Below are 24,211 nucleotides of genomic sequence, written 5' to 3'. Positions count from 1 at the left end.
AAACGCAGATCGCCAGTCTTGCAATAAAGGTCACAGGATTTCGCACGCCGGGGCACCTCCGTTCGGTTGCATGGACCCTAGTGCCATGCCCCCGGACAGGCAATGATTTGCCAATCAAAATTCGGTTTATCTTGGCCGATTACATATTTGGATAGTTCGGCCCGTCCCCGCCTTGCGGTGTCACCCAGTTGATATTCTGGCTGGGGTCCTTGATATCGCAGGTCTTGCAATGCACGCAGTTCTGGAAGTTGATGACAAAGCGCGGGTCGTTGCCCTCTTCCTCGACCACCTCATACACACCTGCCGGGCAATAGCGCTGCGCGGGTTCGGCATATTTCGGCAGGTTGACCTTGATCGGCACGGTCGGGTCGACCAGCGTCAGATGCGCAGGCTGGCTTTCTTCGTGGTTGGTAAAGGAATAAGCCACGTTGGTCAGCCGATCAAAGGACAGTTTGCCATCGGGCTTGGGGTAGTCGATCGGCTTGTGTTTGGAAGCTTCGCCGGTTGCCTCTGCGTCAGTCTTGCCATGGCCCATGGTGCCAAACAGCGAAAAGCCCAGCGTGTTGGTCCACATGTCCAGCCCGCCAAATGTAAGCGAGGGCAACAGCCCCCATTTCGACCACATGGGTTTGACATTGCGCACTTTCTTCAGATCTTGGCCTATCGGGCCATTGCGCAGTTCATGCTCATAGCCGGTCAATTCGTCCGATGCGCGGCCCGCTTTGATCGCGTCATAGGCGGCCTCTGCTGCGGCCTTACCCGACAGCATGGCATTGTGGTTGCCCTTGATGCGCGGCACGTTGACCAAACCCGCAGAGCACCCCAACAGCGCACCGCCGGGGAACACCACTTTCGGGATCGACTGGTAGCCCCCTTCTGATATCGCCCGCGCGCCATATGCCACGCGTTTGCCGCCTTTCAGCAATTCCGCCACCATCGGGTGATGCTTGAACCGCTGGAATTCCTGATAGGGCGACAGATACGGGTTCTCGTAGTTCAGATGCACCACGAAGCCGATATAAACCTGATTATTGTCAATATGGTAGATGAAGCTGCCGCCGCCTGCATTGCTGCCCAAAGGCCAGCCCATGGTGTGGGTCACGGTGCCGGTCCGGTGCTTTTCCGGGTCGATTTCCCAGATCTCTTTCATGCCAAGGCCGTATTTCTGCGGCTCTTTGCCTTCCGACAGGTTGAACCGCGCGATCACTTCTTTCGACAGCGACCCGCGCACGCCTTCGGACAGGAACACATATTTGCCGTGCAGTTCCATCCCCGGCTCGTAGCCATCGCCCGGCGTGCCATCGGGGTTCTTGCCGAATTCCCCGGCGACCACGCCTTTGACCGCGCCATCCTCTGCATAAACCAGTTCTGAACAGGCCATTCCGGGGAATATCTCTACCCCCAGTTCTTCGGCCTGTTCGGCCATCCAGCGGCAGACATTGGCCATGGACACGATGTAATTGCCGTGGTTGTTCATCAACGGCGGCATCGGCCAGTTGGGCACGCGCAAGCTGCCGCCTTCGCCCAGCATGTAGAAATTATCCTTGCGCACAGGCACCGTGACCGGCGCGCCACGTTCTTTCCAGTCGGGGATCAGCGCATCCAGACCGCAAGGGTCCAGAACCGCGCCCGATAGGATATGCGCGCCCACCTCTGACCCTTTTTCCAGAACGACCACGCCCAGCTCGGGGTCAAGCTGTTTCAGCCGGATCGCGGCAGACAGGCCAGCCGGGCCCGCGCCCACGATCACAACATCATATTCCATGGCTTCGCGGTCGATGGCGGTCATGTTCGCTCCTATCATTGCGCGTGGCGTCTGTTATGCGACACATTGTGTCGCACAGCCCTATCCTAGCTGCGGCGGCATGGTCAATGCTTACGCGGCGTTGCAGCAAGGACAACCGCCAAAACGCGACAATATGTATCTGGAACGCGAAATTCGCATTGCGCTTGCAATCGGCGGGTCTCTGCGCTCTGATACAGTCTACTCGCGTAGATAGCCCCGGCCCAAGCCGCGGGCTGTCTTTATATATAGAATGGGGACGACACATGGAAAAACTGCCCCTGACCCGCGCCGGTCAGCAGATGCTGGACGCAGAATTGAAGCGTCTGAAGTCCACCGAGCGCCCAGCCGTGATCCGCGCCATCGCGGAAGCGCGCGAACATGGCGACCTTTCGGAAAATGCCGAATACCATGCCGCGCGTGAAAAGCAGAGCTTTATCGAAGGGCGCATCAAGGAATTGGAATCGATCCTGTCGCGCGCCGATGTGATTGACCCTGCCAAACTGTCGGGCAGCGTGAAATTTGGCGCCACGGTCAAGCTGGTCGATGAGGATACCGACGAAGAAAAATCTTACCAGATCGTCGGAGAGGCCGAAGCCGATCTGGAAAAAGGCTTGCTGAACCTGAAATCGCCCTTGGCCCGTGCCCTGATCGGCAAGGATGAGGGCGATACCGTTCGAGTGCGCACGCCGGGCGGAGAACGCAGTTACGAGATCCTCGAAATCCAGTATATCTAGCGCATGTCACAGACGCCGCTCCCCGTCGAACCCGCCCGCACCGACACGGTCAAGCCCCGGTCGGCCAGCGCGCCGTCACGGTTGATGGATCGCGGCGTATTGCGGGCCTTGGCGATTGCGGTGTGGCTGTTGGCGGCGGCGCTGTTTCTGATGCTGGCGGATTACGCCACCATGGACAACGTCACACTGGCGATGCTGGCAGTGGGGGTATTCCTGCCCGCCGTTCTGATTTCGCTGGTGTTGCTGCTGGCCAAGGCAATGTCAGAGCTGCGCGCAGAATCGGAGCATCTGCAAGGCAGCATAGACGCGTTGCGCCGCAGCCTGTTGCAACGTGCCGAAGCGGACACGGACCTGCCGCGCGAAACCGCACAAAAGCTGGAAAGACTAAGCGCACAGGCAGAGCAGACGGAAACCCGCCTGACCATGTTCTTTTCGCAGCGCGCCCGCATGGGCCGCGCCGAACAGCCTGGCCAGCAAGCCCCACAAGCGCTGCTGGCGCTTGCCGGGTTCGACACGCAACCGGGAGAGGCGCTTGCCCCCGCCACCCTTATCCGCGCGCTGCATTTCCCCGAAGACGAGAACGACACCGAAGGCTTCACCGCGCTGCGGCTGGCCCTTGCAGATGCCCGCGTCGCCCCGCTGATAAAGGCGGCACAAGACGTGCTGACCCGCTTGGCGCAAGAAGGCATATACATGGATGACCTGCGCCCGGACCGCGCGCGCCCCGAATTCTGGCGCGCATTTGCCCAAGGCACCCGTGGCGCGCTGGTCGCCCCGCTTGGCGGCATTCGGGACCGGTCTTGTCTGGCGCTCAGTTCCGGGCGTATGCGGTCCGACCCAGAATTCCGCGCCGCCGTGCACCTGTTCCTACGCGAATTCGACAAGGTGTTGTCCGCGTTCGAGCCGACCGCCGATGATGCCCAGATCGCGGCCCTGTCCGACACACGCTCAGCACGCGCCTTCATGCTTCTAGGTCGGGTCAGCGGCGTCTTTGCACGATGACTTGAATTCAGCCCGGCCCGGCGCTAGGCATGGTTCACATGTTCAAGATTGCGCAAGCGCGCAGGGGCGGCTTCATGACTTTTCCAAGTGATTTCTGGCAAGGCTTTCGGGCCGGTTTGCCGTTTCTGTTGGTCATTCTGCCCTTCGGTATTGTCTTTGGCGTGGTCGCTACCGAAGCGGGCCTGAACCTAAGCCAGACGATGGGCTTTTCGATCTTTGTAATCGCAGGGGCCGCACAATTCGTGGCCATTCAACTTATGGTTGAAAACGCGCCTGTTCTGATTGTGCTGGCCACGTCGCTGGCCGTCAACCTGCGCATGGCCATGTATTCCGCCAGCCTTGCCCCGCATCTGGGGCCGGTGCCGTGGTGGAAGCGCGCGGTCGTGGCCTATTTCATGGTGGATCAAGCCTATGCGGCCTCTATCCTGAAATACGAAGACAGCCCGCAAATGACCCCGCGCCAGAAGCTGGCCTATTACATGGGGGTCATTACCCCGGTCTGCCCCATGTGGTATGTCGCCACCTATGGCGGCGCGGTGCTGGGCGATGTGATCCCGCAAAGCTTGCCCATCGACTTTGCCGTGCCGATCACCTTTCTGGCGCTGATCGTGCCCATGCTGCGCAGCTTCGCGCATGTTGTGGCGGCCTTGGTTTCCATCATCGGGGTGCTGGTGTTTTCTTTCGTGCCGTTCAACTTGGGCCTGCTACTGGCGGCCCTTCTGGCCATGGTGGCGGGCGCAGAGGTCGAACGCCAAATCAGCAAAAGGGCCGCGCGATGACCCTGAGCACCGCTGAAATCTGGTTGGTCATCCTTGGGCTTGGCGCCGGGTCTTACCTGCTGCGTCTGTCCTTTCTGGGCATTGTCGGCAGCCGTGAGCTGCCCGAATGGCTGCTGCGCCACTTGCGCTATACCGCCGTGGCGGTCATGCCGGGGATGATTACCCCCATGATCCTGTTCCCAACGGCCACGGGCGGGCAATTCGACATTGTGCGCATGGGGGCCGCGATTGCGACCATTGCCATCAGCCTATGGACACGCAACGCCACGCTGACCATTTTCGGGGGCGCGGCGGCGCTGTTTGCGCTGCATTTCCTGCTGGCAGCCTAATCCCGGCGCAGCACCGCGCCGGGGTTCATAATACCCATAGGGTCCAGCGCCGTCTTGATGGCGCGCATGGCGGCCAATTTTACCGGGTCGCCATAGCGTTCCAAATCGCCAATTTTCAACCGGCCAATGCCATGTTCGGCGCTGACCGACCCACCCAAACCATGCACCATGTCATGCACGCAGGTCTTGATCGCGTCGCGCTGGTGTTCATGATCGGCCCGCGTGTGGCCCGGCATGGGGAACACGTTGTAATGCAGGTTGCCATCGCCCAGATGCCCGAAACAGTTGATGCGGAACGCGCCAAGTTGCGCAAGCGCCGGTCCTGCCATCTCGACAAAACGCGGCAGTTCGGACAGGGGCAGCGAAATATCATGGCTCGACACTGCGCCGATATGGCGATTGGCCTCGGGGATGGATTCGCGCAACCGCCAGAATTCGGCGCGCTGCGCGGCGTTTTGCGCGATCAGCCCATCCGTGACCAACCCGCATTCCATGGCGTCTGTCAGAACCGCTTCCAGCATTCCGGCCAGATCGACGCCATCGGGTGCTCCGATATCCAGCAGGACCATCCAGTCCGGGGCTTGCGCGAAAGGCTGGCGCACCTGCGGCATGGTTTCGGCCAGAAAGGCCAGCCCCATGCCACCGATCAATTCGCAAGCAGAGATCATTCCCGACAGCCGGTCCTGCGCCAAGGCCAGAAGGTCCAGCGCCGCGCGGGGGCTGTCCACCACCAGCAGCGCCGCGCCCTCGGCGCGGTTGCGCGGGAACAGGCGCAGACTGGCCGCCGTGATAACCCCAAGCGTGCCTTCTGACCCCAGCAGCAAATGGCGCAGATCGTAGCCCGTGTTGTCCTTGCGCAGCCGTTTCAGCCCGTGCCAGATGCGGCCATCGGGCAGCACGACTTCCAACCCCAGAACCAGATCGCGCGCATTGCCGTAACGCAGCACGTTCACGCCGCCCGCATTCGTGGCCAACAAGCCCCCGATCCGCGCCGACCCTTCCGAAGCCAATGACAATGGAAACAGCCGCGCCGCGCCCTCTGCCGCCGCGTGCACGTCCGACAAAATTGCGCCGGCCTCTGCAATCAGGACATTCTCGGACGGGTAGACAGCGCGGATCGAGGTCATCCGTTCCAGCGACAGCAACAAAGGTGCCGGGCCGTCCGGTGCAAGCTGACCGCCGACAAGCCCGGTGCCACCGCCATATGGCACCACGGGCACGCGGGCGGCATGACAGGCGCGCAGCAATGCCGCCACCTCTTCAACATCGCGCGGCAGCGCCAAGGCCCCGGCGACACCGTGCCAACGGCCGCGCGGCTCTGACAGATAGGGCGCGGAAACGGGGCGCAGCACACCGTCCGGCAGGTCGGCCGTAAGCCGCGCGACGAAATCCGCATCGCAAGGGGTCAGATCATGCGCCATCATGCGACCCAACCTAGCCCCGCGCGTGAGAAGCGCAAGACCCCGCGCCCCGGCACGCGGCCCCGTGGGCGCAAGACGCGCGCGCTACCCGGCATCCGTCCGCCCGCGGCGGTCATGCCGCAAATTGGCGTATAGCACATGCGTGCGCCAGCGCCCGGCAATCTGCAAATAGCTTTGCGCGACGCCTTCATACTTGAACCCGGCGCGTTCCAGCACCCCGCGTGACGCGACATTTTCGGGCAAACAGGCCGCTTCAATCCGCGACAGGTCCATCACGGTAAACGCATGATGGACCACCGCGCTGATCGCCTCACGCATATAGCCTTGCCGCGCATAAGGGGCACCGACCCAATAGCCCAAAGTGCCTGCCTGCGCGGGGCCACGGCGGATATTGTCCAGCGTGATGGCACCGACCAGTTGTGAATCATCGCGCCGGAAGATGAACAAGGGCAAGGCCGTGTCCAGCCGATGGCAGCGCGCCGCCCAATTCACCCGGTTCAGAAAGGCGCGGCGCGACAGGTGGTCGTCGGACCATGTCGGCTCCCACGGGGTCAGGAACCCGGCCGAGGCCCGGCGCAGATCCGACCAAGGGCGGTAATCGGCATGTTGCGGCAAGCGCAGAACCAGACGATCGCTGTCCAGTTGCAGCTTGGGCCGCCGCCCCAGCATCATGCGGCCAACCGCGCGTTCAATTGGGCAAGGTCAGGCGCATCCGTAACCGGGCCATAGAGCGCCATAGCACCCTGACCGCCCAGCAGTCCTTCGGCATGGGCGCGCACCCCGGCTACGCCGACTGCGTCTATCTTGGCAATGGCTTCGGACAGGTCCGGCACCCGGCCCCAGATGGACAAAAGCTTTGCCAAGCGTTCGGCGCGGGCCGACGGGCTTTCCAGCCCCATCAGCAGCCCTGCCTTCATCTGCGCGCGGGCACGGGCAACCTCTGCTTCGGACATGTCTTCGGCCGCGCGTTTCAGCTCGTCCATGGTCAGCAGCGCCAGATCGGCGACCTGATCGGCCCCGGTGCCTGCATAGATGGTAATCATGCCGGTATCGGCATAGGCACCCGACTGTGCGAACACGGTGTAGCACAGCCCGCGTTCCTCGCGCAGACGCTGGAACAGCCGCGAGGACATGGACCCGCCCAACGCGCCCGAAAACACCTGCGAGGTGTAGAAATCTGCGTGGCGATAGGCCGGCGCTTCCAGCGCGAAGGTGAAATGCGCCTGCTCCAGCGATTTGACCTCGCGCCGCTCGCCAGTCTGGAAGCGCGCAGCATCCGCGACCGCGACAGGCTTCGCGGTCAGATGCCCGAACAAGGGTTCGGCCAACCGCACCAGCATGTCGTGATCGACCGCACCCGCCGCCGACAGGATCATCTGCCCCGGCCCGTAATGGCTGGCGACAAAGCTGCGCAGGTCTTCCGCGCCAAAGCCCTTGACCGTTGCACTTGGCCCCAGAATGGGCCGCCCGATGGGCTGGCCGGGATAGGCGACCTCTTGCAGCCAGTCGAAGATGATATCGTCGGGCGTGTCCAGTGCCTGCCCGATCTCTTGCAGGATGACGCCGCGCTCGACCTCGATCTCGCGTGCGTCAAAGGCCGGGTTCAGCACGATATCGGCCAACACGTCCAGCGCCAGCGCCACATCGGCGCGCAGCACCCGGGCGTAAAACGCCGTCATCTCGCGCGAGGTATAGGCGTTGATATAGCCGCCCACATCCTCAATCTCCTCGGCGATCTGCAACGCGCTGCGCCGCGCCGTGCCCTTGAAGGCCATATGTTCCAGAAAATGCGCGATGCCGTTCTGCTCGGCGCGCTCATGGCGCGCGCCCGCTTCCACCCATAGCCCAACGGCGGCGGATTCCAGCGTGGGCATATGTTCAGTAACAATGCGAAAGCCGTTCGGCAGGGTCGTGGTCTGGATGGTCATGCAGTGCGGTTCTCGCGGATATGGGCCTCTATGGCGGCAAGGTCGTTTGGCAGGCGGGTCACACGTTCGGGACGGTCGAACAGGTCGGCCATGCGGCCCGGCAGCGCGGGGCGCGTGCCGGTGGCTTGTTCCACCGCGTCGGGAAACTTGGCAGGGTGCGCCGTGGCCAGCGTGACCATGGGCGTGGCCGACAGATGTGCTTCGGCCACATGAACGCCCACGGCGGAATGCGGGCACAGCACTTCGGCGGTTTCCTTTGCGGTGCGGGTGATGGTGGCCATGGTCTCGTCTTCCGAGGCGCGACCAGAGGCGAAGGTTTCGCGCAAAAACTGCAACGCCCCTTGGCTGATCTGGAACCCGCCACCCGATTTCAGCTCATCCATCAGCTGCGCCACGGCGGCGCCGTCGCGGTTATAGGCGTCAAACAGCGCGCGCTCGAAATTGGAACTGACCTGAATATCCATCGACGGGCTGATCGAGGGTTTGACACCGTCAGTCTCATAGCCCCCCGTGGCCAAGGCCCGGTGAAGGATGTCGTTCTGGTTGGTGGCGATCACCAGCTTTTCAATCGGCAGACCCATGGCGCGGGCGATGTAGCCCGCGAAAATATCGCCGAAATTGCCCGTGGGCACGGTAAAGCTGACAGGGCGGTGCGGCGCGCCAAGCGTGACAGCAGCAGAGAAATAATAGACCACCTGCGCCAGAACCCGCGCCCAGTTGATGCTGTTGACACCGGCCAGCCCAACCTCATCCCGGAAGGTGAAATCGTTGAACATGTCCTTGACCAGCGCTTGGCAAATGTCGAAATCGCCATCGACGGCCAGCGCGTGAACGTTCGCTTCGGACGGGGTGGTCATCTGGCGGCGCTGCACATCGGACACGCGGCCATGCGGATACAGGATGAACACATCCACGTTGTCCAGCCCGCGAAACGCCTCTATCGCCGCCGACCCGGTATCGCCAGACGTCGCGCCGACGATGGTCACGCGCTGCCCTGACCGCTTGAGCGCGGCTTGGAACAACTGCCCGATCAATTGCATGGCGAAATCCTTGAACGCCAGCGTCGGCCCGTGGAACAGTTCCAACAGGAAGTGATTGGGCGCCAGTTGTTTCAGCGGCGCACGGGCCGGGTGGCCAAAACCTGCATAGGCGCGGGCAATGATCTCGCGGAATTCGTCGTCGCTGAACGCGCTGCCAATGAAGGGGCGCATGACAAGAAATGCCTGTTCTTCATAGCTTAGCCCTGCAAGGCTGGCGATTTCCGACATTTTCATCGGCGGCACATGGTCGGGCAGATAGAGGCCCCCATCGCGGGCCAGCCCTGTCAGCATGGTCGCTTCAAAATCCAGCACAGGGGCCGTGCCACGGGTAGAGATATACTGCATGTCAGAACCGATCCTCAGTCGCGTTGCGCCCTGATACGCCACAGAAAGAAAACTGTCATCCCCGCCCAAGCAAGCGCCATCAGAAACCATTGCACCGCGTAGCCCAAGTGGTTGTCGGGGATCGACACCTCGTCTACCGGCATGGGCTGGATAAGCGGATGCGGCGGTTCGCTGGCGCGCAGGACCAGCATGACCGGCTCTGTGTTCAGGAATGCCGCCAATGGGGGCACGTCGCGGGAAAAGAACATATCGCGTGCAGGGTCATAATCTGGCGTAAAACGATCCGCATCAGCGGGCCATTGCAGGTTGCCGGTCAGGGTTTGCGGCGTGGTCTCTGGGGCGGGCAGGTCCGCGCGCGCTTGTTCGGGCACGAAACCGCGATCCACCAAAATGCGCCGTCCGTCGGTGGTGCGAAATCCGCCGATCACCCGAAAGCCCGGCCCCTGCCCCTTGACCGCCGACAGAACGAAGGTCTGTGCGGGGTCAAACGCGCCCTCTACGCGAACGGGGCGGTAATTGTCGGCCTGTGGCGCGGGGTCATCGGGCAAGCCGCCGGGTGCGCCCACCAGACGCGCTTGCATATCGGCAATCAAGGCAGATTTCTGGTCGGCGCGGTCCAGTTGCCACAGCCCCAGCGACAGCAGGATTGCGGTCCCGATCAGGCCGAACAGGGCAGGCAGGATCAAGCGACGGGTCACGGCATTCTCCGGCAATGGACAATGGAAAAGCGCGCGCCCGAAGGCCCGCGCTTGTCCGTAGCTACGATTTGGTCAGGCTTACATGCCCCAGATATACACGGCGAAGAACAGGAACAACCAGACCACATCGACAAAATGCCAATACCATGCAGCGGCCTCGAAACCCACATGGCGCTCTGCGGTGAAATGGCCCGCGCGCACGCGGAACCAGCAGATGGCCAAGAAGATCGTCCCCACAATAACGTGGAAGCCGTGGAACCCGGTGGCCATGAAGAAATTCGCGAAGAAAACGTCGCCTGCGAATGTGTAGTCACGATGGTTGACCAAATAGGCGTATTCATAGGCCTGAAGGAAGGTAAATGCCACGCCCAGCACGACCCCCAGCATCAAGCCCAGTTCAACATTCTTACGGCTTCCGCCATGGACAAGCTCATGGTGTGCCCAAGTCACCGCGCAGCCAGACAACAGCAGAACCAGCGTGTTGATCAGCGGCAATTCGAATGCGTTGATCGCGTAGATGTAGGGCTGCACATATTCCGTCCCGATGTATTCATACATCGGATACATCGCGTGCTTGAAGAAGCTCCAGAACCAAGCCGCAAAGAACATCACTTCCGACATGATGAACAGGATGAAACCATAGCGCAGGCCAATCACCACGACCGGGGTATGGTCGCCCGCATGGCTTTCGACGATCACATCCTTCCACCATTCGAACATGACATACAAAACACCGGCCAACCCCATCAGGAACAGCCATGGGCCGTTGTCATGCATCCACAACACCGCGCCGAACAGCATGATGAAGCCCGAGACAGCGGCCGCGAAAGGCCAGATGGATGGGGGAAGAACGTGGTAATCGTGGTTTTTTGCGTGGGCCATTGTCAGCAGTTCCCTCGGGTTTTGGACTGATCTCGTGTCAGCTTGGCTTAGTTGGTCACGACGTCTGCCGGGGAGTAATCCTCGGGAATGTCGGTCGCGTGGAAAGTATAAGACAGGGTGATCGTATGCACCGATTTCGCGTCGCGGTCGTCAACGATTTCGGGATCTACGAAATAGGTAACAGGCATAAGAACGGTTTCACCCGGTTGCAGCACCTGCAATTCGAAGCAAAAACAGTCGATCTTGGTGAAAAAGCGCCCGGCTTCGTAGGGTGTCACGTTATAGCTAGCCGTGCCGGCGATGGGCTGATCGGTCGGGTTATGCGCCTCGTAGAACGCCAGACCGGTTTCGCCGATGCGCAGTTCTGTCGTGCGCTCCACCGGTTTGAAAGCCCAAGGGAAATCGCGCTCCACCGAAGAGTCAAAACGCACGCGTATGGTCTGGTCAAGGATGACATCGCCCGCAGTGGCCGCTGTGCTGGTGGTGCCGCCATAGCCGGTCACGCGGCAGAACAGATCGTAAAGCGGAACAGAGGCCCAGCCCAAACCCGCCATGAAGGTGACAACGGCCAGTGTCTGCACCAGCGTTTTCTGTTTGCCGGTCAGGTTGGTGAGCACAGACATCACTCCTCCACCGGGATTTGGGTCGCCGGGTCAAGCGCCGGGCGATAGGTGTGGTCGAACGCCTCTAGCGTGCCGCCGCCCGAGACCTTCGCAATCGTCAATCCAAACACCAGCGCAATGAAGGCCAGCAGCACCAAGGCCAGCCCGGCATTGCGGCCAAAGCGGCGCTTGTGCAGCGGATGTTCGCGGGCAATTGCCATCAGAGCATCTCCATCAGGTTGAACCGAGCCGCAAATTCAGCATAGGCGGGCAGGTTACGTAGGGCCGCTTCGGCAATCAAGGCGCCGAACAGAACAAACAGATAGGACAGCGAGAAGCGGAAAACCCGCTTTTCGGTCGCGTAATTGTCGGCTTCTGCGACAACTTCGTCGCGCTTCCATATCGCCCAAGCGCCTTGCAGGAAACCAAAGCTCAGCCAGATCGCCGCCGCCATGTAGACGGGGCCACCAATGCTGGTCAGCCCGGTCGCGACCGCCACCGGCAAAAGCGCAACCGTGTAAACCAGAATATGAGCGCGGGTCGCGCGACGGCCATGCGTGACGGTCAACATCGGCACCTTGGCCACATGGTAGTCCGATTTCATGAACAACGCCAACGCCCAGAAATGCGGCGGCGTCCACATGAAGATCAGCAAGAACATAAGGCAGGCTTCAACGCTCACACTACCGGTCACAGCCGCCCAGCCGATCATCGGGGGAAAGGCACCTGCTGCGCCACCGATCACAATGTTCTGCGGCGTCGCACGCTTCAGCCACATGGAATAGATCACGACATAAAAGAAGATCGTGAAGGCCAGCAGCGCCCCCGCAAGGGCGTTCGTGGCCAGCCATAGCATGATGACTGAAATCGCGGACAGGGTCACGCCAATTGCCAGCGCCTCGCCCTCTGTGACCTTGCCGGACGGGATGGGGCGCTTGGCGGTGCGCTTCATGACCGCGTCAATATCGGCGTCCCACCACATGTTCAGCGCACCAGATGCGCCGCCGCCCAAGGCGATGAAGATGATCGCCGCCAACCCCTCGACCGGGTGGATGCCACCGGGCGCGACTAGCAAGCCACTCAGCGCGGTAAACACAACCAGCGTCATGACGCGCGGCTTCAGCAGCGCGACATAATCGCCGAACTCGGCCTCTGACGGGCCGGTCTTGGTGAAATCTGCGCGAATATCGGTCATAAGGCTATCCGGTCGGGACTGGCTGGCGCGGGTTTAGTCGGCGGTCGCAAGCTGAACGCGATCCCGCACATCCGCTTCCCACGACCCTTCGGCAAACTGCGCGCCCTGACGTTCCAGCCAGGCGACATATTCCTCTTCGCTGACCGCTTTGACAGTGATCGGCATATAGGCATGGTTTATGCCGCAGAGTTCGGAACACTGGCCGAAATAAACGCCCTCTTCCTCGACGTTGAACCAAAGTTCCGCCAACCGCCCGGGCACGCCATCTTGCTTGACCCCGAAAGCCGGGATCGCCCAAGAATGGATCACATCCGCAGCCGTAACTTGCACGACGATATCCTTGCCAACAGGCACGACCATCGCGGTGTCAGTGGCCAGCAAATACAGGTCTTGGGTGTATCCGTAATCTTCCAGTTCTTCGCGTTGCAGCATGAAGCTGGAGAACTCGACATCATGATCGACATACTCGTAACCCCAATACCACTGGAACCCGGTGGTTTTGATGGTCACATCGGCCTCTGGCATCGTTTGCTCGTAGCGCAGCGCCGGAAAGCTGAAGAAAGCAATGACCAGCAGAATAAGCGCCGGAATCGCGGTCCAAGCCACTTCCAACGGCGAATTATGGGTAAATTTTGCCGGCTCTGGGTTGGCACGACGGTTGTGGAACACGATGACCCATATCAGCAGCGCGGTCACGAAAATCGTGATCGGCACGATGATCCACAGCAGAAGATTGTCCAGGAAAACAACGCCCGAAGCCACCGAAGATGCCGGGTCTTGCAGCGCGGTGCCGCCTGCAACCGGCGCCCCACGCACCGGCAATTCCGGCAACTGGTCATCGGCAAGGGCGATCGTCGCAAACAGGCTTGTTGCGGCTGCGACAGCAGAGGCTGTCATGGCGGAAAATAGGCGCATTGTCGGTTCCCGTTTTTTGTGCGGCTTTTCGCCGCGTTCTGTCCGGCATGGTCACACGTCTGGCTGTATGCCATGGAATTCCGTTGAGCTTTGCCACTTGTAAAACCATATTACACATCTCAGAACAAGCAAAACTGATGCGACACATTGTTATTTATTGATCTATGTCAAAGACAGGTCGCGCAGAACACGCCGCAACGCGGCATAACCCCCGAAACAACCACCAGAGGCCGATATGACCCAGACCGAGTTCCGCCCTTTCGAGACCTTCATGGACGAGGGGCAGGCCTTGGCCGAATTGCGTGCCGCAACCGACGGGGCCGATGATGGCGAACTGTTCTTGGAACGCCGCTTGTCCGAATCGGTCAGTTTTGATGATGGGCGTGTGAAATCGGCCAGCTACAATGCTGCCGAGGGGTTCGGGCTGCGCGCCGTGCGCGGCGAGGTGACGGGTTACGCCCACAGCACCCATATGACCATTGAAGCGCTGCGCCGTGCGGGCCAGACCGCGCGGCTGGCGGTGGGTGCGGGCGGCGGCACGCTGGCAGATGCGCCGCAACCGACCAACCAACGCCTGTATCGCGACATTGACCCGGTGTCGGAAGTGGCGTTTGCCGCAAAGATCGACCTGTTGCGCGAGATTGACGACTATTTGCGCGCCGCCGATCCGCGCGTGGTGCAGGTGTCGGTCGCACTGGCCGCCACACGCCAAGAAATCGAAATCCTGCGCCCCGAAGGCCTGCGCCTGCGCGATGCGCGGCCCATGGCTCGGCTGAACATATCGGTCATCGTGGAAGAAGACGGGCGGCGCGAATCGGGCGGTATGGGCGGTGGTGGCCGCGCGGAACTGTCAGCGCTGATCGCGCGCGACCACTGGCAACCCGTCGCGAATGAAGCGTTGCGCATCGCGCTGGTCAACTTGCGTGCAGACCCTGCCCCGGCAGGTGTGATGGATGTGGTCCTTGGCCCAGGCTGGCCCGGCATCCTGCTGCACGAAGCCATCGGCCACGGGCTGGAGGGCGATTTCAACCGCAAGGGCAGTTCCGCCTTTGCCGGGCTGATGGGCCAGCAGATTGCCGCCCCCGGCGTGACCGTGCTGGATGACGGCACCCTGCCCGACCGGCGCGGGTCGCTGACCATTGACGACGAAGGCACACCATCGGCCCGCAACGTATTGATAGAGGACGGCAAACTGGTCGGCTACATGCAGGACCGTCAGAATGCGCGGCTGATGGGCGTGGCCCCCACCGGCAATGGGCGGCGCGAAAGCTATGAACACGCCCCCATGCCGCGTATGACCAACACCTATATGCAGGCAGGCGACAGCGATCCGGCAGATATTCTGGCGGGGCTGAAAGATGGCATCTATGCCGTGGGCTTCGGCGGCGGACAGGTGGACATCACAAATGGCAAATTCGTGTTTTCCTGCACCGAGGCGTATCGCGTGCAAAACGGCAAGGTCGGCGCCCCCATCAAGGGCGCCACGCTGATCGGCGACGGCGCAACGGCGCTGACGAAAATCCGCGGAGTGGGCAATGATCTGCAACTGGACCCCGGCATCGGCACCTGCGGCAAGGCCGGGCAATGGGTGCCCGTGGGCGTGGGCCAACCAACCCTGATGATCGGCGGTCTGACCGTGGGCGGCAGTGCGGCCTAACGCCCGCCCACCGGCGGTTCGGGCGCAAACACGCCACAGAATGATTGTGACAACGGTTTGAATGTCGTAACCCGTCCCGCAATCGTGTTGTGAAAGGGCCTGCCACATGCTCGACTTGGCGCTTGCCAATCTTTTGTCGCCCATCGTGTTGTCATTCGTGTTGGGGGTCGCGGCCGCGCTTGCCAGATCGGACTTGTCCGTTCCCGAAGCCGTGGCGAAGGGCATTTCGATCTACCTGCTATTCGCCATCGGGTTCAAAGGCGGCGTCAGCCTTGCCGAACACGGGATTGACCTGACCCTTGGGCTTAGCCTGCTGGCCGGGGTGGCGCTGTCCTTCGCGCTGCCGCTGATCGGCTTTGTTTTGCTGCGGTTCTTGTCGGGCATGTCACGCACCGATGCGGCGGCAGTTGCGGGGCATTACGGGTCTATTTCCATCGTGACCTTCGTGGCGGGCACGTCGGTTCTGAAAGATGCGGGCATCGCCTCGGAAGGCTATATGGTCGCGGTCGCTGCCGCGATGGAAGCGCCCGCCATTCTGTCTGCGCTTTGGCTTATCTCCAAAGGTTCGGAAGAAACCGAGATGAACGCGGACCTGTGGCGCGAAATCCTGCTGAACGGGTCCATCGTGCTGCTGCTGGGGGCCTTCGCCATCGGGATCGCAACCGGAACGGATGGGCTGGCGCGGATTGAATCGTTCATCGTCTCGCCCTTTCAGGGGGTGTTGTGCATCTTCCTGCTGGATATGGGTCTGATCGCGGGGCGCGGCTTGCGGCAAGCGGGCGTTCTGGACCGCGGCGCCCTTGCGTTTGGTCTGCTCATGCCATTGGTCGGTGCCACAGCCGGCTTGTTGGCCGCGCTTCTGGTTGGGCTGTCAACGGGCGGGACCATGCTGATGATGACGCTTGCAGCCTCGGCATCCTACATCGCGGTGCCAGCGGCTATGCGGGTGGCCGTGCCGCAAGCGAACCCGTCAATCTATCTGACCCTTGCGCTGGCGGTGACATTCCCGTTCAACTTGGTGCTGGGCATACCGCTTTATCTGACCATCGCCCAAAGCCTTACAGGATCGTGACATGCAGACACATCTCGCAAAACGGGTCGAAATCACCATCGAGCAGGTCATGCTCAACCGCCTGACCGATGCGCTGGAAAAGGCTGATGTCACCGGCTGGTCGGTGCTTCCGGTGCAAGGCGGCTCTGGCCGGTCCGGCACATGGAGCCGGGAGGGCCAAATCAGCCGCGGCACCGGCATGGTGCAGGTTGTCTGCCTTGTGCGCCCCGAAAAGCTGGACCCGCTGCTGGATGCGGCCTTTAGCGTCGTGAAACGCCATATTGGCGTGGTCTGCGTGACCGATGCACAAGTGTTGCGGGCCGAGCGGTTCTAAGCCCTAACGCCCACCCAGTTGCACCAGCACCGCGCCCAGTGCGATCAGCACCATCAGCGCCAATTTGCGTGGGCCGACGCGCTCTTTCAAAATGAACCAGCCGATCAGCGCGGCAAACACGGTCGAGGTTTCGCGCAGCACTGCCGATTCGCCCACGCGGCCCACCAATGTGGCCAGCATGACACCGCCAAAGCTGACATAGGCAATGACCGCCCCGGAAGCGCCGCGCAGCGCCAAGGGCCAAGGCGCAGGCGCATCGGCCATCCGACGATACCGCCACCAGCCGATGATCGCGAAATCGATCGAGCTGAACAGGAAAAACCACACCAGAAAGCGCAACGGGTCGCCCGACAGCCGGATCGCCCATGCATCATAGGTGGTGTAGGCCGCGACCAATGCGCCGCCCATCATGGCCCAAAGTAATCCCAGTTTCAGCGCGCGCAGGTCCAGTGTTTCTTCCGACAGGTTGCGCAGCGCAAGAAGCAAAATGCCGCCCGACAAAAGCCCCACACCCAGCCATTGCACGGGGCCATAGCTTTCATTGAACACCACCATCGCGGCCAGAACGGTCACAATCGGCCCGGTGCCGCGCACCACGGGATATACCACCGTATAGGCCGCGCGCTGATAGGCCAGCGCCATGGTCAGCTTGTAGAAAAAATGCACCACGACCACGCCCAGCAGGACCGGCCACATCTGGGGCGGGGGCATTCCGGCCCAGAAAACCACCAAGGGCAGTGACAGGGCCACCGTCGCCCCGTCAATCGCGCCGCGCGTCAGCCATGGGTCATGCGCGCCTTTTTGCAGCGCCCCGAAAGTTGCATGCGATACAGCGGAAACAAGCGCGAGGATGGTCGCCAATTGCGCACCCTCGGGTGTGCCTACCAGCGATAGAAGCCAGTCGGTCATGCCTCGGCCCGCCCCATTTAGTTAACATGTGAGCGGTCTACGCCCAAGCAGGCAACTTGGCAAGCCTCAGCCCTTGCGCGCGGCTTTCTCATCCAGCCCGGATGTGCCTGCGCGGCGGGAGAGTTCCGCTTCGATATCTGCCAAAGACACATCGCGCGCAGCGCACATCACCAGCAGGTGATAGATCACATCCGCCGCTTCCGCGGTCAGGCGCGCAGGGTCGCCCTTGACCGCTTCGATCACGGCCTCAATCGCTTCTTCGCCGAACTTTTCGGCGCATTTCTCAGGGCCTTTTGCCAGTAGTTTCGCGGTCCATGACCCATCCGGGTCGGCCCCTTTGCGCGCCGCGATGGTCGCGGCCAACTGGTCCAACGCGCTCATGCCAGCCTCATGGGAATGCCAGCGGCGGCCATGTGTTCCTTGGCCTGCCCGATGGTGAACTCACCGAAATGGAAGATGCTCGCGGCCAGAACCGCACTTGCGCCACCCTCGGTCACGCCCTCTACCAGATGATCCAGCGTGCCCACCCCGCCAGAGGCAATGACAGGCACCCCCACCGCATCGACAATCGCGCGGGTCAGGGGCAGGTTGAACCCCGCCCGCGTGCCGTCGCGGTCCATGCTGGTTAGCAAAATCTCTCCCGCCCCCTTGGCCGCCACGGTGCGGGCAAACGCCACCGCGTCTATGCCCGTAGGCTTGCGCCCGCCATGGGTGAAAATCTCCCACTTTCCGGGGCTGACGGTTTTGGCATCTATCGCCACCACAATGCACTGGCTGCCAAAGCGATCAGCCGCGCGCGCCACCACATCCGGGTCGGCCACGGCGGCGGAATTGAAGCTGACCTTGTCGGCCCCGGCCAATAGCAACGCGCGCACATCTTCCGGCGTGCGCACGCCCCCGCCCACGGTCAGCGGCATGAAACACTGCTCTGCCGTGCGCGTGACCAGATCAAACATCGTGCCGCGGTTTTCATGCGTGGCGTGAATGTCCAGAAAGCACAGCTCATCCGCGCCCGCCGCATCATAGGCGCGCGCGGCTTCCACCGGGTCGCCCGCATCGCGCAGGTCCACGAAATTGACGCCTTTGACAACACGGCCATCGGCCACGTCCAGACAGGGAATGACACGGGTTTTCAACATGGTCCCGTCATAGCCCGCACCTGCGCCGCGCGAAAGAGGGATTTGACCCGGATCAAGGACAGCTTTGCGCAAAGGCGGCACCATGGCGCGGCCTATGGAGGACACCACATGCGCGATTTCACCAACCGCACCGCCCAGCTTGAAACCCGCCGCGCTGAACTGATTGCGCGCATGCGGATGCTTGATGCCGAACTCGACAGCCATGGCGACCCCGACTGGGAAGAAAACGCCACCGAACATGAACAAGATGAAGCGATGGAAGCTTTGGGCCTATCCGCCCAAGCCGAATTGCGCATGATCGACGGCGCGCTCTCGCGGATGGCGGCAGGCGATTACGGATCCTGCGTCCGCTGCGGGGCAGAGATAAGCGATGCGCGGCTGGACCTGCTGCCCGCCACGCCCTTTTGCCGCGATTGCGCGCGGTAGCTTGTCTTGGCGCGCGGCCCGCGCTATGCGCGGGATATGCTGGATCAGAACACAAATCGCCCCGAATTGCCGCCCGAAATTGCGCGGCGCCGCACCTTTGCGATCATCTCGCACCCCGATGCGGGCAAGACCACGCTGACCGAAAAGTTCTTGCTATTTGGCGGCGCGATCCAGATGGCGGGGCAAGTGCGCGCCAAGGGCGAAGCACGGCGCACGCGGTCGGATTTCATGCAGATGGAAAAGGACCGGGGCATCTCGGTCTCGGCCTCTGCCATGTCCTTCGATTTCGCGAAGTACCGCTACAATCTGGTCGACACGCCCGGCCACTCGGATTTCTCCGAAGACACCTATCGCACCCTGACCGCCGTCGATGCCGCGATCATGGTGATTGATGGTGCCAAAGGGGTCGAATCCCAAACCCGCAAGCTGTTCGAAGTCTGCCGCCTGCGCGACCTGCCCATCTTGACCTTTTGCAACAAGATGGACCGCGAAAGCCGCGATACCTTCGATATCATCGACGAAATCCAGCAAAACCTTGCGATTGACGTGACCCCGGCAAGCTGGCCTATCGGCATGGGGGCGGATTTCATCGGCTGTTACGACCTGATCAACGACCGGCTGGAACTGATGGACCGCGCCGACCGCAACAAGCGGGGCGAAAGCGTCGTTTTGAACGGGCTTGACGATCCGTTGATGGAGCAACATGTGCCCGCCGCGCAATTGGCCGCCTTGCGCGAAGAAGTCGCAATGGCGCGCGAATTGCTGCCGCCCTTGGACCCGAAATCGGTGCTCGAGGGACATCTGTCGCCCATCTGGTTCGGCTCTGCAATCAATTCCTTCGGAGTGAAAGAACTGATGGACGGGATCGCTGATTATGCGCCCGCGCCGCAGGTCCTGCGCGCTGAATCGCGCGAGGTTGCCCCCGAAGAACCCAAGGTCACGGGCTTCGTGTTCAAGGTTCAGGCCAATATGGACCCGAAGCACCGCGACCGCGTGGCCTTTGTGCGTCTGGCCTCGGGGCATTTCGAGCGCGGCATGAAACTGCTGCATGTGCGGTCGAAAAAGCAGATGGCGGTCGCCAACCCGGTGCTGTTTCTGGCCGCCGACCGCGAAGTAACGGAAGAGGCTTGGGCGGGCGACATCATCGGCATCCCTAACCACGGGCAGTTGCGGATTGGCGACGCGCTGACCGAAGGCGAGGCCTTGCGCTTCACCGGCATTCCGTCCTTCGCGCCTGAACTCTTGCAGGCTTGCCGCGCGGGCGACCCGCTGAAGGCCAAGCATCTGGACAAGGCACTGTTGCAATTCGCCGAAGAGGGGGCTGCTAAAGTGTTCAAGCCCGCTTTCGGGTCGGGCTTTGTGGTCGGCGTCGTCGGGCAGTTGCAGTTCGAAGTTCTCGCCAGCCGGATTGAACTGGAATACGGCCTGCCCGTGCGGTTTGAGCCGACGCAATTCACCTCTGCCCGCTGGGTTCAAGGCTCTCAAGCGGCGGTCGATGCCTTCGCTGCTGCCAACAAGCAGCATATGGCAACAGATAGCGACGGCGACCCTGTTTTCATGACCCGCTTGCAATGGGATATTGACCGCGTCGCGCGGGACTATCCGGATGTGAAGCTGACCGCGACCAAGGAAATGCTGGTGTAGCGACATAGGCCCCCTGCGCGAGCGCTGCGCAAATCACGACCTCCCCGCGTTCCCTTGATAGACGCCAACCACTCCTGTCGCGCACCCATGAAACGAAGACCCCCCTCTTCGTTTCATTCTTGCAAAAATATCCTCAGGGGGTGAATTGGGCGCAGCCCAAGAGGGGGCGCGAGCGCCCCCTAGTTCATCAGTAACTGCGAATCAGTCCGACAAGCCGCCCCTGCACCTTGACGCGCGCCGCAGGCAGCAGGCGCGTTTCATAAGCCGGGTTCGCCGCTTCCAGCGCGATCATGCCTTCAACCTTGCGGAAGCGCTTCAAGGTCGCTTCATGATCATCCACAAGCGCGACGACAATGTCGCCATTATCAGCACTGGTTTGTTGCCGAATCACGACAATGTCGCCGTCATTTATGCCAAGGTCGATCATGGAATCGCCCTGCACTTCCAGCGCGTAATGTTCACCCCGCCCCGACAGCATGGCACCCGGCACAGCAATGTCGCGCATCGGTTCGCTGATCGCTTCTATCGGTGTGCCAGCAGCAATCCGGCCCATGACCGACAATGTCAGCGCCGCCGCTTCCACGGCCATGGATTGTGCGGGGGGCGTGGGTTTCGCCGGCGCGCCCCCGTCGATTACCTGCGCTTCGAACCCCGCTTTGCCCAAGGCATCTGGCAATTTCAGCACTTCGATCGCCCGCGCCCGATGCGGCAGGCGGCGAATGAACCCACGCTCTTCCAAGGCGGTGATAAGACGGTGAATTCCCGATTTGGATCGCAGATCAAGCGCGTCCTTCATCTCGTCAAAAGAGGGCGCAACGCCCTCTTTCTCCATCCGCGTGTGGATCAGCTTGAGCAGTTCGATTTGCTTGCGTGTCAGCATTGCGCTGCCTTTCGACTTGGCCCACCTGTCCTATGTTCTAACTCTGTTCCGCTCACAGGTCAAGCGCGATATACCGCATTTGTTCACCTGCCTTGCGCGGCCCATCATGGGCCGGGCGCACCAACAGCGCGTTGGACAGCGCCAGAAGTGACAACAACGCGCTGTCTTGGCTGCTGACCGGGGTGATCGTGCCGCCGGGGCCAAGCGTGGCCCGCATGTAATGCGCGCGCGGGCCGTTCTGCGGCAGGTCGCAACCCAAGGCGGCGCTATTGGTTGGCAGCGGATAATGCCCCAAGCCCTGCATTGCCCGCAGCGCAGGCCGCAAGAACAGATACCCGCAGACGATGGAAGACACCGGATTGCCGGGCAGACCCAGCAGCAGCGCCGACCCAAGCTGTCCGGCCATAAGCGGTTTGCCGGGGCGCAGCGCGACCTTGTAGAACGCGCGGGTGGCCCCCATAGCATCGGCCACCGGCCCGACCAGATCGTGATCGCCTACAGAAGCGCCGCCGATCGTTACGATCACATCAGCGCCTTGGGCAAGGTCGAACACCGCGCGCAGGCTGGCTTCGGTATCGCGGGCGATGGGCAGAATGCGGGCTGTCGCGCCCTCGGCTTCGGCCATGGCTTTCAGGGCAAAGGCGTTCGACGCGATAATCTGATCGGCGCGCGGCTGTTCGCCCGGCATGACCAGTTCATCCCCGGTGGCGATAATCGCGACATCGGGGCGGCGGGTGACTGTCACCTCGGCGCAATTCATCGCGGCGATCAGCCCCAGATCCACCCCGCGCAACCGGCGCGGCGCGCTGATCTGGTCGCCTGCGCGAAAATCCTGCCCTTGCGGGCGGATATTCGGGCCGCGGCCCAAGGCGTCCCGCAGGGTGATCGTGTCGCCATCGCGCGTCACATCTTCCTGTATCACAACCTCTGTCGCGCCGGGTGGCACGGGCGCGCCGGTGAAAATGCGCACTGCTTCGCCCGGTCCGACATGGCCCGCAAACATATGGCCCGCCGCCGCTTCGCCGGTCACGCGATAGCGCTGGCCCGGCCCAACCGGCCCTGCCACGGCATAGCCATCCATTGCCGAAGCGGCAAAAGGCGGCTGGTCACGCCCCGCGCATAGCGGGGCCCGCAACACGCGGCCCGCGGCCTGCGCCAATGGAACGGTTTCCGTGGGCAAGGGCATGGTCAGCGCAAAGATCTGCGCCAGCGCTTCTTCGACAGAGATCATGCGCCCACCTCATACCGGCCGGATTTGCCGCCATCCTTCAGCACCACTTGCGTGTCGAGGATGCGCATGGATTTTTCCGCCGCTTTCAGCATGTCATAGACGGTCAGCGCGGCGACGGTTGCGGCGGTCAGGGCTTCCATCTCTACCCCGGTCTGGCCGGTGGTGCGCACTTCGGCGCGAATACGGATGCCCGGCAGGGTTTCGTCCACGTCCAGATCCACCGCGACCTTAGTAATCGGCAACGGGTGGCACAGCGGGATCAGATCGGCGCAGCGCTTTGCCCCCATGATCCCGGCCAACCGCGCCACGCCCAGAACATCGCCCTTCTTGGCGCGCTGCTCGGTGACAAGCGCCAGCGTGTCGGGCTGCATCTGCACCGCGCTGGTGGCGACGGCCACGCGCGCGGTCACAGCCTTGTCAGAGACATCGACCATATGGGCATGGCCTTGGGCGTCGAAATGGGTCAGGTCAGCCATGTCACACCTCTGCCAGAACCGGGTTGGCAAGGAGGGTCGCGGTGGCCGCGGCCACATCATCTTGCCGCATCAGGCTTTCACCAATCAGGAAGCTGCGTGCTCCCGTGCGGGCCATTTCGGCCAGATCGGCAGGGGTGAACAGCCCGCTTTCGCAGACCAGCAACCGGTCTTCGGGCACCATGGGGGCCAGCGCGCGCGTGGTCCCCAGCGTGACCTCGAACGTTTTCAGATTGCGGTTATTGATCCCCAGAAGCGGCGATTTCAGGCGCAGCGCGCGCTCCAGTTCGGGCGCGTCATGCACTTCGATCAGCACATCCATGCCCCAGTGAAAGGCTGCATCTTCCAGATCCGCCGCCTGCGCGTCGCTGACAGAGGCCATGATAATCAAGATGCAATCGGCCCCAAGCGCGCGAGCTTCGGACACTTGGTAGGTGTCATACAGGAAATCCTTGCGCAACGCGGGCAAATCGCAGGCTGCGCGCGCTTGCACAAGGAAATCATCGGCACCCTGAAAGCTGGGCGTATCTGTCAGCACGCTCAGGCAGGTCGCGCCCCCTTTGGCATAGGCCTGCGCCAAGGCAGGCGGGTCGAAATCGGGGCGGATCAGCCCCTTGGACGGGCTGGCCTTCTTGATTTCCGCGATCAGCCCGTAGCCCGTGACCTGTGCCGCGCGCAATGCCGCTTCGAACCCGCGCGGCGCGCTGGCCGCCTTTGCCGCCGCCTCGACCCGAGAGGTCGGTCGGACAGCCTTGCGATGGGCGACCTCTTCCAGTTTGTAGGTTTTGATCTTGTCCAGAATGTCGGCCAT

The 24,211-nt window shown here is 62.0% G+C and carries 27 protein-coding genes; 9 read left to right on the top strand and 18 right to left on the bottom strand.

Translation table 11 applies throughout. The features are described from left to right. Nucleotides 1-139 precede the first annotated feature (139 nt). On the bottom strand, nt 140-1,804 hold the full coding sequence (locus tag AWT76_RS02050) for an electron transfer flavoprotein-ubiquinone oxidoreductase (protein WP_072244499.1): 1,665 nt from the start codon (nt 1,802-1,804) through the stop codon (nt 140-142). 245 nt (nt 1,805-2,049) lie between these two features. Between AWT76_RS02050 and greA the strand changes: the two genes are divergently transcribed. The 4 genes from greA to AWT76_RS02030 all read left to right on the top strand — a co-directional run bounded on the left by greA (nt 2,050) and on the right by AWT76_RS02030 (nt 4,630). Continuing rightward, nucleotides 2,050-2,520 carry a transcription elongation factor GreA gene (gene greA, locus AWT76_RS02045; protein ID WP_072244498.1) on the top strand — a complete coding sequence of 157 codons (471 nt, stop codon included), beginning with the start codon at nt 2,050-2,052 and terminating at the stop codon, nt 2,518-2,520. Between the two features lie 3 nt (nt 2,521-2,523). Next, on the top strand, nt 2,524-3,522 hold the full coding sequence (locus tag AWT76_RS02040) for a hypothetical protein (protein WP_072244496.1): 999 nt from the start codon (nt 2,524-2,526) through the stop codon (nt 3,520-3,522). 74 nt (nt 3,523-3,596) lie between these two features. Continuing rightward, entirely contained in the window at nt 3,597-4,301 is a 705-nt protein-coding gene (locus AWT76_RS02035; protein ID WP_072244738.1) for an AzlC family ABC transporter permease, read from the top strand. Continuing rightward, the gene (locus AWT76_RS02030; protein ID WP_072244494.1) at nt 4,298-4,630 is read left to right on the top strand and encodes an AzlD domain-containing protein; all 333 of its coding nucleotides are present in this window, start codon (nt 4,298-4,300) and stop codon (nt 4,628-4,630) included. The genes AWT76_RS02035 and AWT76_RS02030 overlap by 4 nt, the downstream gene beginning before the upstream one ends. On the opposite strand, the gene AWT76_RS02025 is transcribed toward AWT76_RS02030, so the two are convergent. From AWT76_RS02025 to coxB, 10 genes are all read right to left on the bottom strand, one after another. Then, a complete protein-coding gene (locus AWT76_RS02025; RefSeq protein WP_407071399.1) occupies nt 4,627-6,054 on the bottom strand; it encodes an FAD-binding oxidoreductase in 1,428 nt (475 codons plus the stop codon). The genes AWT76_RS02030 and AWT76_RS02025 overlap by 4 nt on opposite strands. Nucleotides 6,055-6,135: 81 nt before the next feature. Continuing rightward, the gene (locus AWT76_RS02020; RefSeq protein ID WP_072244734.1) at nt 6,136-6,720 is read right to left on the bottom strand and encodes a GNAT family N-acetyltransferase; all 585 of its coding nucleotides are present in this window, start codon (nt 6,718-6,720) and stop codon (nt 6,136-6,138) included. Continuing rightward, nucleotides 6,720-7,979 carry a M16 family metallopeptidase gene (locus AWT76_RS02015; protein ID WP_072244492.1) on the bottom strand — a complete coding sequence of 420 codons (1,260 nt, stop codon included), beginning with the start codon at nt 7,977-7,979 and terminating at the stop codon, nt 6,720-6,722. Before AWT76_RS02015 ends, AWT76_RS02020 begins: the two co-directional genes overlap by 1 nt. Then, the gene (gene thrC / locus AWT76_RS02010) at nt 7,976-9,364 is read right to left on the bottom strand and encodes a threonine synthase (RefSeq protein WP_072244490.1); all 1,389 of its coding nucleotides are present in this window, start codon (nt 9,362-9,364) and stop codon (nt 7,976-7,978) included. The genes AWT76_RS02015 and thrC overlap by 4 nt, the downstream gene beginning before the upstream one ends. Before the next feature lie 14 nt (nt 9,365-9,378). Further along, a complete protein-coding gene (locus AWT76_RS02005; protein WP_072244488.1) occupies nt 9,379-10,062 on the bottom strand; it encodes an SURF1 family protein in 684 nt (227 codons plus the stop codon). 78 nt (nt 10,063-10,140) lie between these two features. Further along, nucleotides 10,141-10,944, bottom strand: a complete 804-nt coding sequence (locus AWT76_RS02000; protein WP_072244486.1) for a cytochrome c oxidase subunit 3 — start codon at nt 10,942-10,944, stop codon at nt 10,141-10,143. 47 nt (nt 10,945-10,991) lie between these two features. Next, on the bottom strand, nt 10,992-11,567 hold the full coding sequence (locus tag AWT76_RS01995; RefSeq protein WP_072244485.1) for a cytochrome c oxidase assembly protein: 576 nt from the start codon (nt 11,565-11,567) through the stop codon (nt 10,992-10,994). Next, nucleotides 11,567-11,767: a hypothetical protein gene (locus AWT76_RS01990; protein WP_072244482.1), complete on the bottom strand. Its 201-nt coding sequence runs from the start codon at nt 11,765-11,767 to the stop codon at nt 11,567-11,569. The genes AWT76_RS01995 and AWT76_RS01990 overlap by 1 nt, the downstream gene beginning before the upstream one ends. Then, nucleotides 11,767-12,741 (bottom strand): heme o synthase, encoded by a 975-nt coding sequence (locus AWT76_RS01985; protein WP_072244478.1) that lies wholly within the window; start codon nt 12,739-12,741, stop codon nt 11,767-11,769. Before AWT76_RS01985 ends, AWT76_RS01990 begins: the two co-directional genes overlap by 1 nt. Before the next feature lie 33 nt (nt 12,742-12,774). Then, nucleotides 12,775-13,656, bottom strand: a complete 882-nt coding sequence (gene coxB / locus AWT76_RS01980) for a cytochrome c oxidase subunit II (protein ID WP_072244477.1) — start codon at nt 13,654-13,656, stop codon at nt 12,775-12,777. 235 nt (nt 13,657-13,891) lie between these two features. On the opposite strand from coxB, the gene tldD reads away from it, so the two are divergent. From tldD to AWT76_RS01965, 3 genes are all read left to right on the top strand, one after another. Next, on the top strand, nt 13,892-15,313 hold the full coding sequence (gene tldD / locus AWT76_RS01975; RefSeq protein ID WP_072244476.1) for a metalloprotease TldD: 1,422 nt from the start codon (nt 13,892-13,894) through the stop codon (nt 15,311-15,313). A 106-nt stretch (nt 15,314-15,419) separates the two neighbouring features. Next, entirely contained in the window at nt 15,420-16,385 is a 966-nt protein-coding gene (locus tag AWT76_RS01970) for a sodium-dependent bicarbonate transport family permease (RefSeq protein WP_072244475.1), read from the top strand. A gap of 1 nt (nt 16,386) precedes the next feature. Continuing rightward, complete coding sequence (locus tag AWT76_RS01965; protein ID WP_072244474.1) at nt 16,387-16,698, top strand: P-II family nitrogen regulator; 312 nt, start codon at nt 16,387-16,389, stop codon at nt 16,696-16,698. Nucleotides 16,699-16,701: 3 nt separating this feature from the next. On the opposite strand, the gene AWT76_RS01960 is transcribed toward AWT76_RS01965, so the two are convergent. The 3 genes from AWT76_RS01960 to hisF all read right to left on the bottom strand — a co-directional run bounded on the left by AWT76_RS01960 (nt 16,702) and on the right by hisF (nt 18,746). Then, nucleotides 16,702-17,607 carry an EamA family transporter gene (locus AWT76_RS01960; protein WP_072244473.1) on the bottom strand — a complete coding sequence of 302 codons (906 nt, stop codon included), beginning with the start codon at nt 17,605-17,607 and terminating at the stop codon, nt 16,702-16,704. A 66-nt stretch (nt 17,608-17,673) separates the two neighbouring features. Continuing rightward, nucleotides 17,674-17,988: a phosphoribosyl-ATP diphosphatase gene (locus tag AWT76_RS01955; RefSeq protein ID WP_072244472.1), complete on the bottom strand. Its 315-nt coding sequence runs from the start codon at nt 17,986-17,988 to the stop codon at nt 17,674-17,676. Further along, the gene (hisF, locus tag AWT76_RS01950) at nt 17,985-18,746 is read right to left on the bottom strand and encodes an imidazole glycerol phosphate synthase subunit HisF (protein ID WP_072244731.1); all 762 of its coding nucleotides are present in this window, start codon (nt 18,744-18,746) and stop codon (nt 17,985-17,987) included. The genes AWT76_RS01955 and hisF overlap by 4 nt, the downstream gene beginning before the upstream one ends. A gap of 108 nt (nt 18,747-18,854) precedes the next feature. Between hisF and AWT76_RS01945 the strand changes: the two genes are divergently transcribed. Further along, nucleotides 18,855-19,172, top strand: coding sequence for a TraR/DksA family transcriptional regulator (locus AWT76_RS01945; protein WP_072244471.1), 318 nt, complete (start codon nt 18,855-18,857; stop codon nt 19,170-19,172). Nucleotides 19,173-19,208: 36 nt separating this feature from the next. Next, the gene (locus AWT76_RS01940) at nt 19,209-20,816 is read left to right on the top strand and encodes a peptide chain release factor 3 (RefSeq protein ID WP_072244729.1); all 1,608 of its coding nucleotides are present in this window, start codon (nt 19,209-19,211) and stop codon (nt 20,814-20,816) included. Between the two features lie 187 nt (nt 20,817-21,003). On the opposite strand, the gene lexA is transcribed toward AWT76_RS01940, so the two are convergent. Genes lexA through trpC form a run of 4 tightly spaced genes read right to left on the bottom strand, consistent with a single transcriptional unit; the run spans nt 21,004 to nt 24,211 of the window. Further along, nucleotides 21,004-21,696, bottom strand: coding sequence for a transcriptional repressor LexA (gene lexA / locus AWT76_RS01935; RefSeq protein ID WP_072244470.1), 693 nt, complete (start codon nt 21,694-21,696; stop codon nt 21,004-21,006). A gap of 52 nt (nt 21,697-21,748) precedes the next feature. Further along, nucleotides 21,749-22,927: a molybdopterin molybdotransferase MoeA gene (locus AWT76_RS01930; protein WP_072244469.1), complete on the bottom strand. Its 1,179-nt coding sequence runs from the start codon at nt 22,925-22,927 to the stop codon at nt 21,749-21,751. Beyond that, nucleotides 22,924-23,403, bottom strand: a complete 480-nt coding sequence (gene moaC / locus AWT76_RS01925) for a cyclic pyranopterin monophosphate synthase MoaC (RefSeq protein ID WP_072244468.1) — start codon at nt 23,401-23,403, stop codon at nt 22,924-22,926. Before moaC ends, AWT76_RS01930 begins: the two co-directional genes overlap by 4 nt. A gap of 1 nt (nt 23,404) precedes the next feature. Beyond that, nucleotides 23,405-24,211 carry an indole-3-glycerol phosphate synthase TrpC gene (gene trpC / locus AWT76_RS01920; RefSeq protein ID WP_072244467.1) on the bottom strand — a complete coding sequence of 269 codons (807 nt, stop codon included), beginning with the start codon at nt 24,209-24,211 and terminating at the stop codon, nt 23,405-23,407.

Source organism: Roseibaca calidilacus, from assembly GCF_001517585.1.
Taxonomy (GTDB): Bacteria; Pseudomonadota; Alphaproteobacteria; order Rhodobacterales; family Rhodobacteraceae; genus Roseinatronobacter; species Roseinatronobacter calidilacus.
This window is presented reverse-complemented; position numbering and strand designations above follow the sequence as displayed.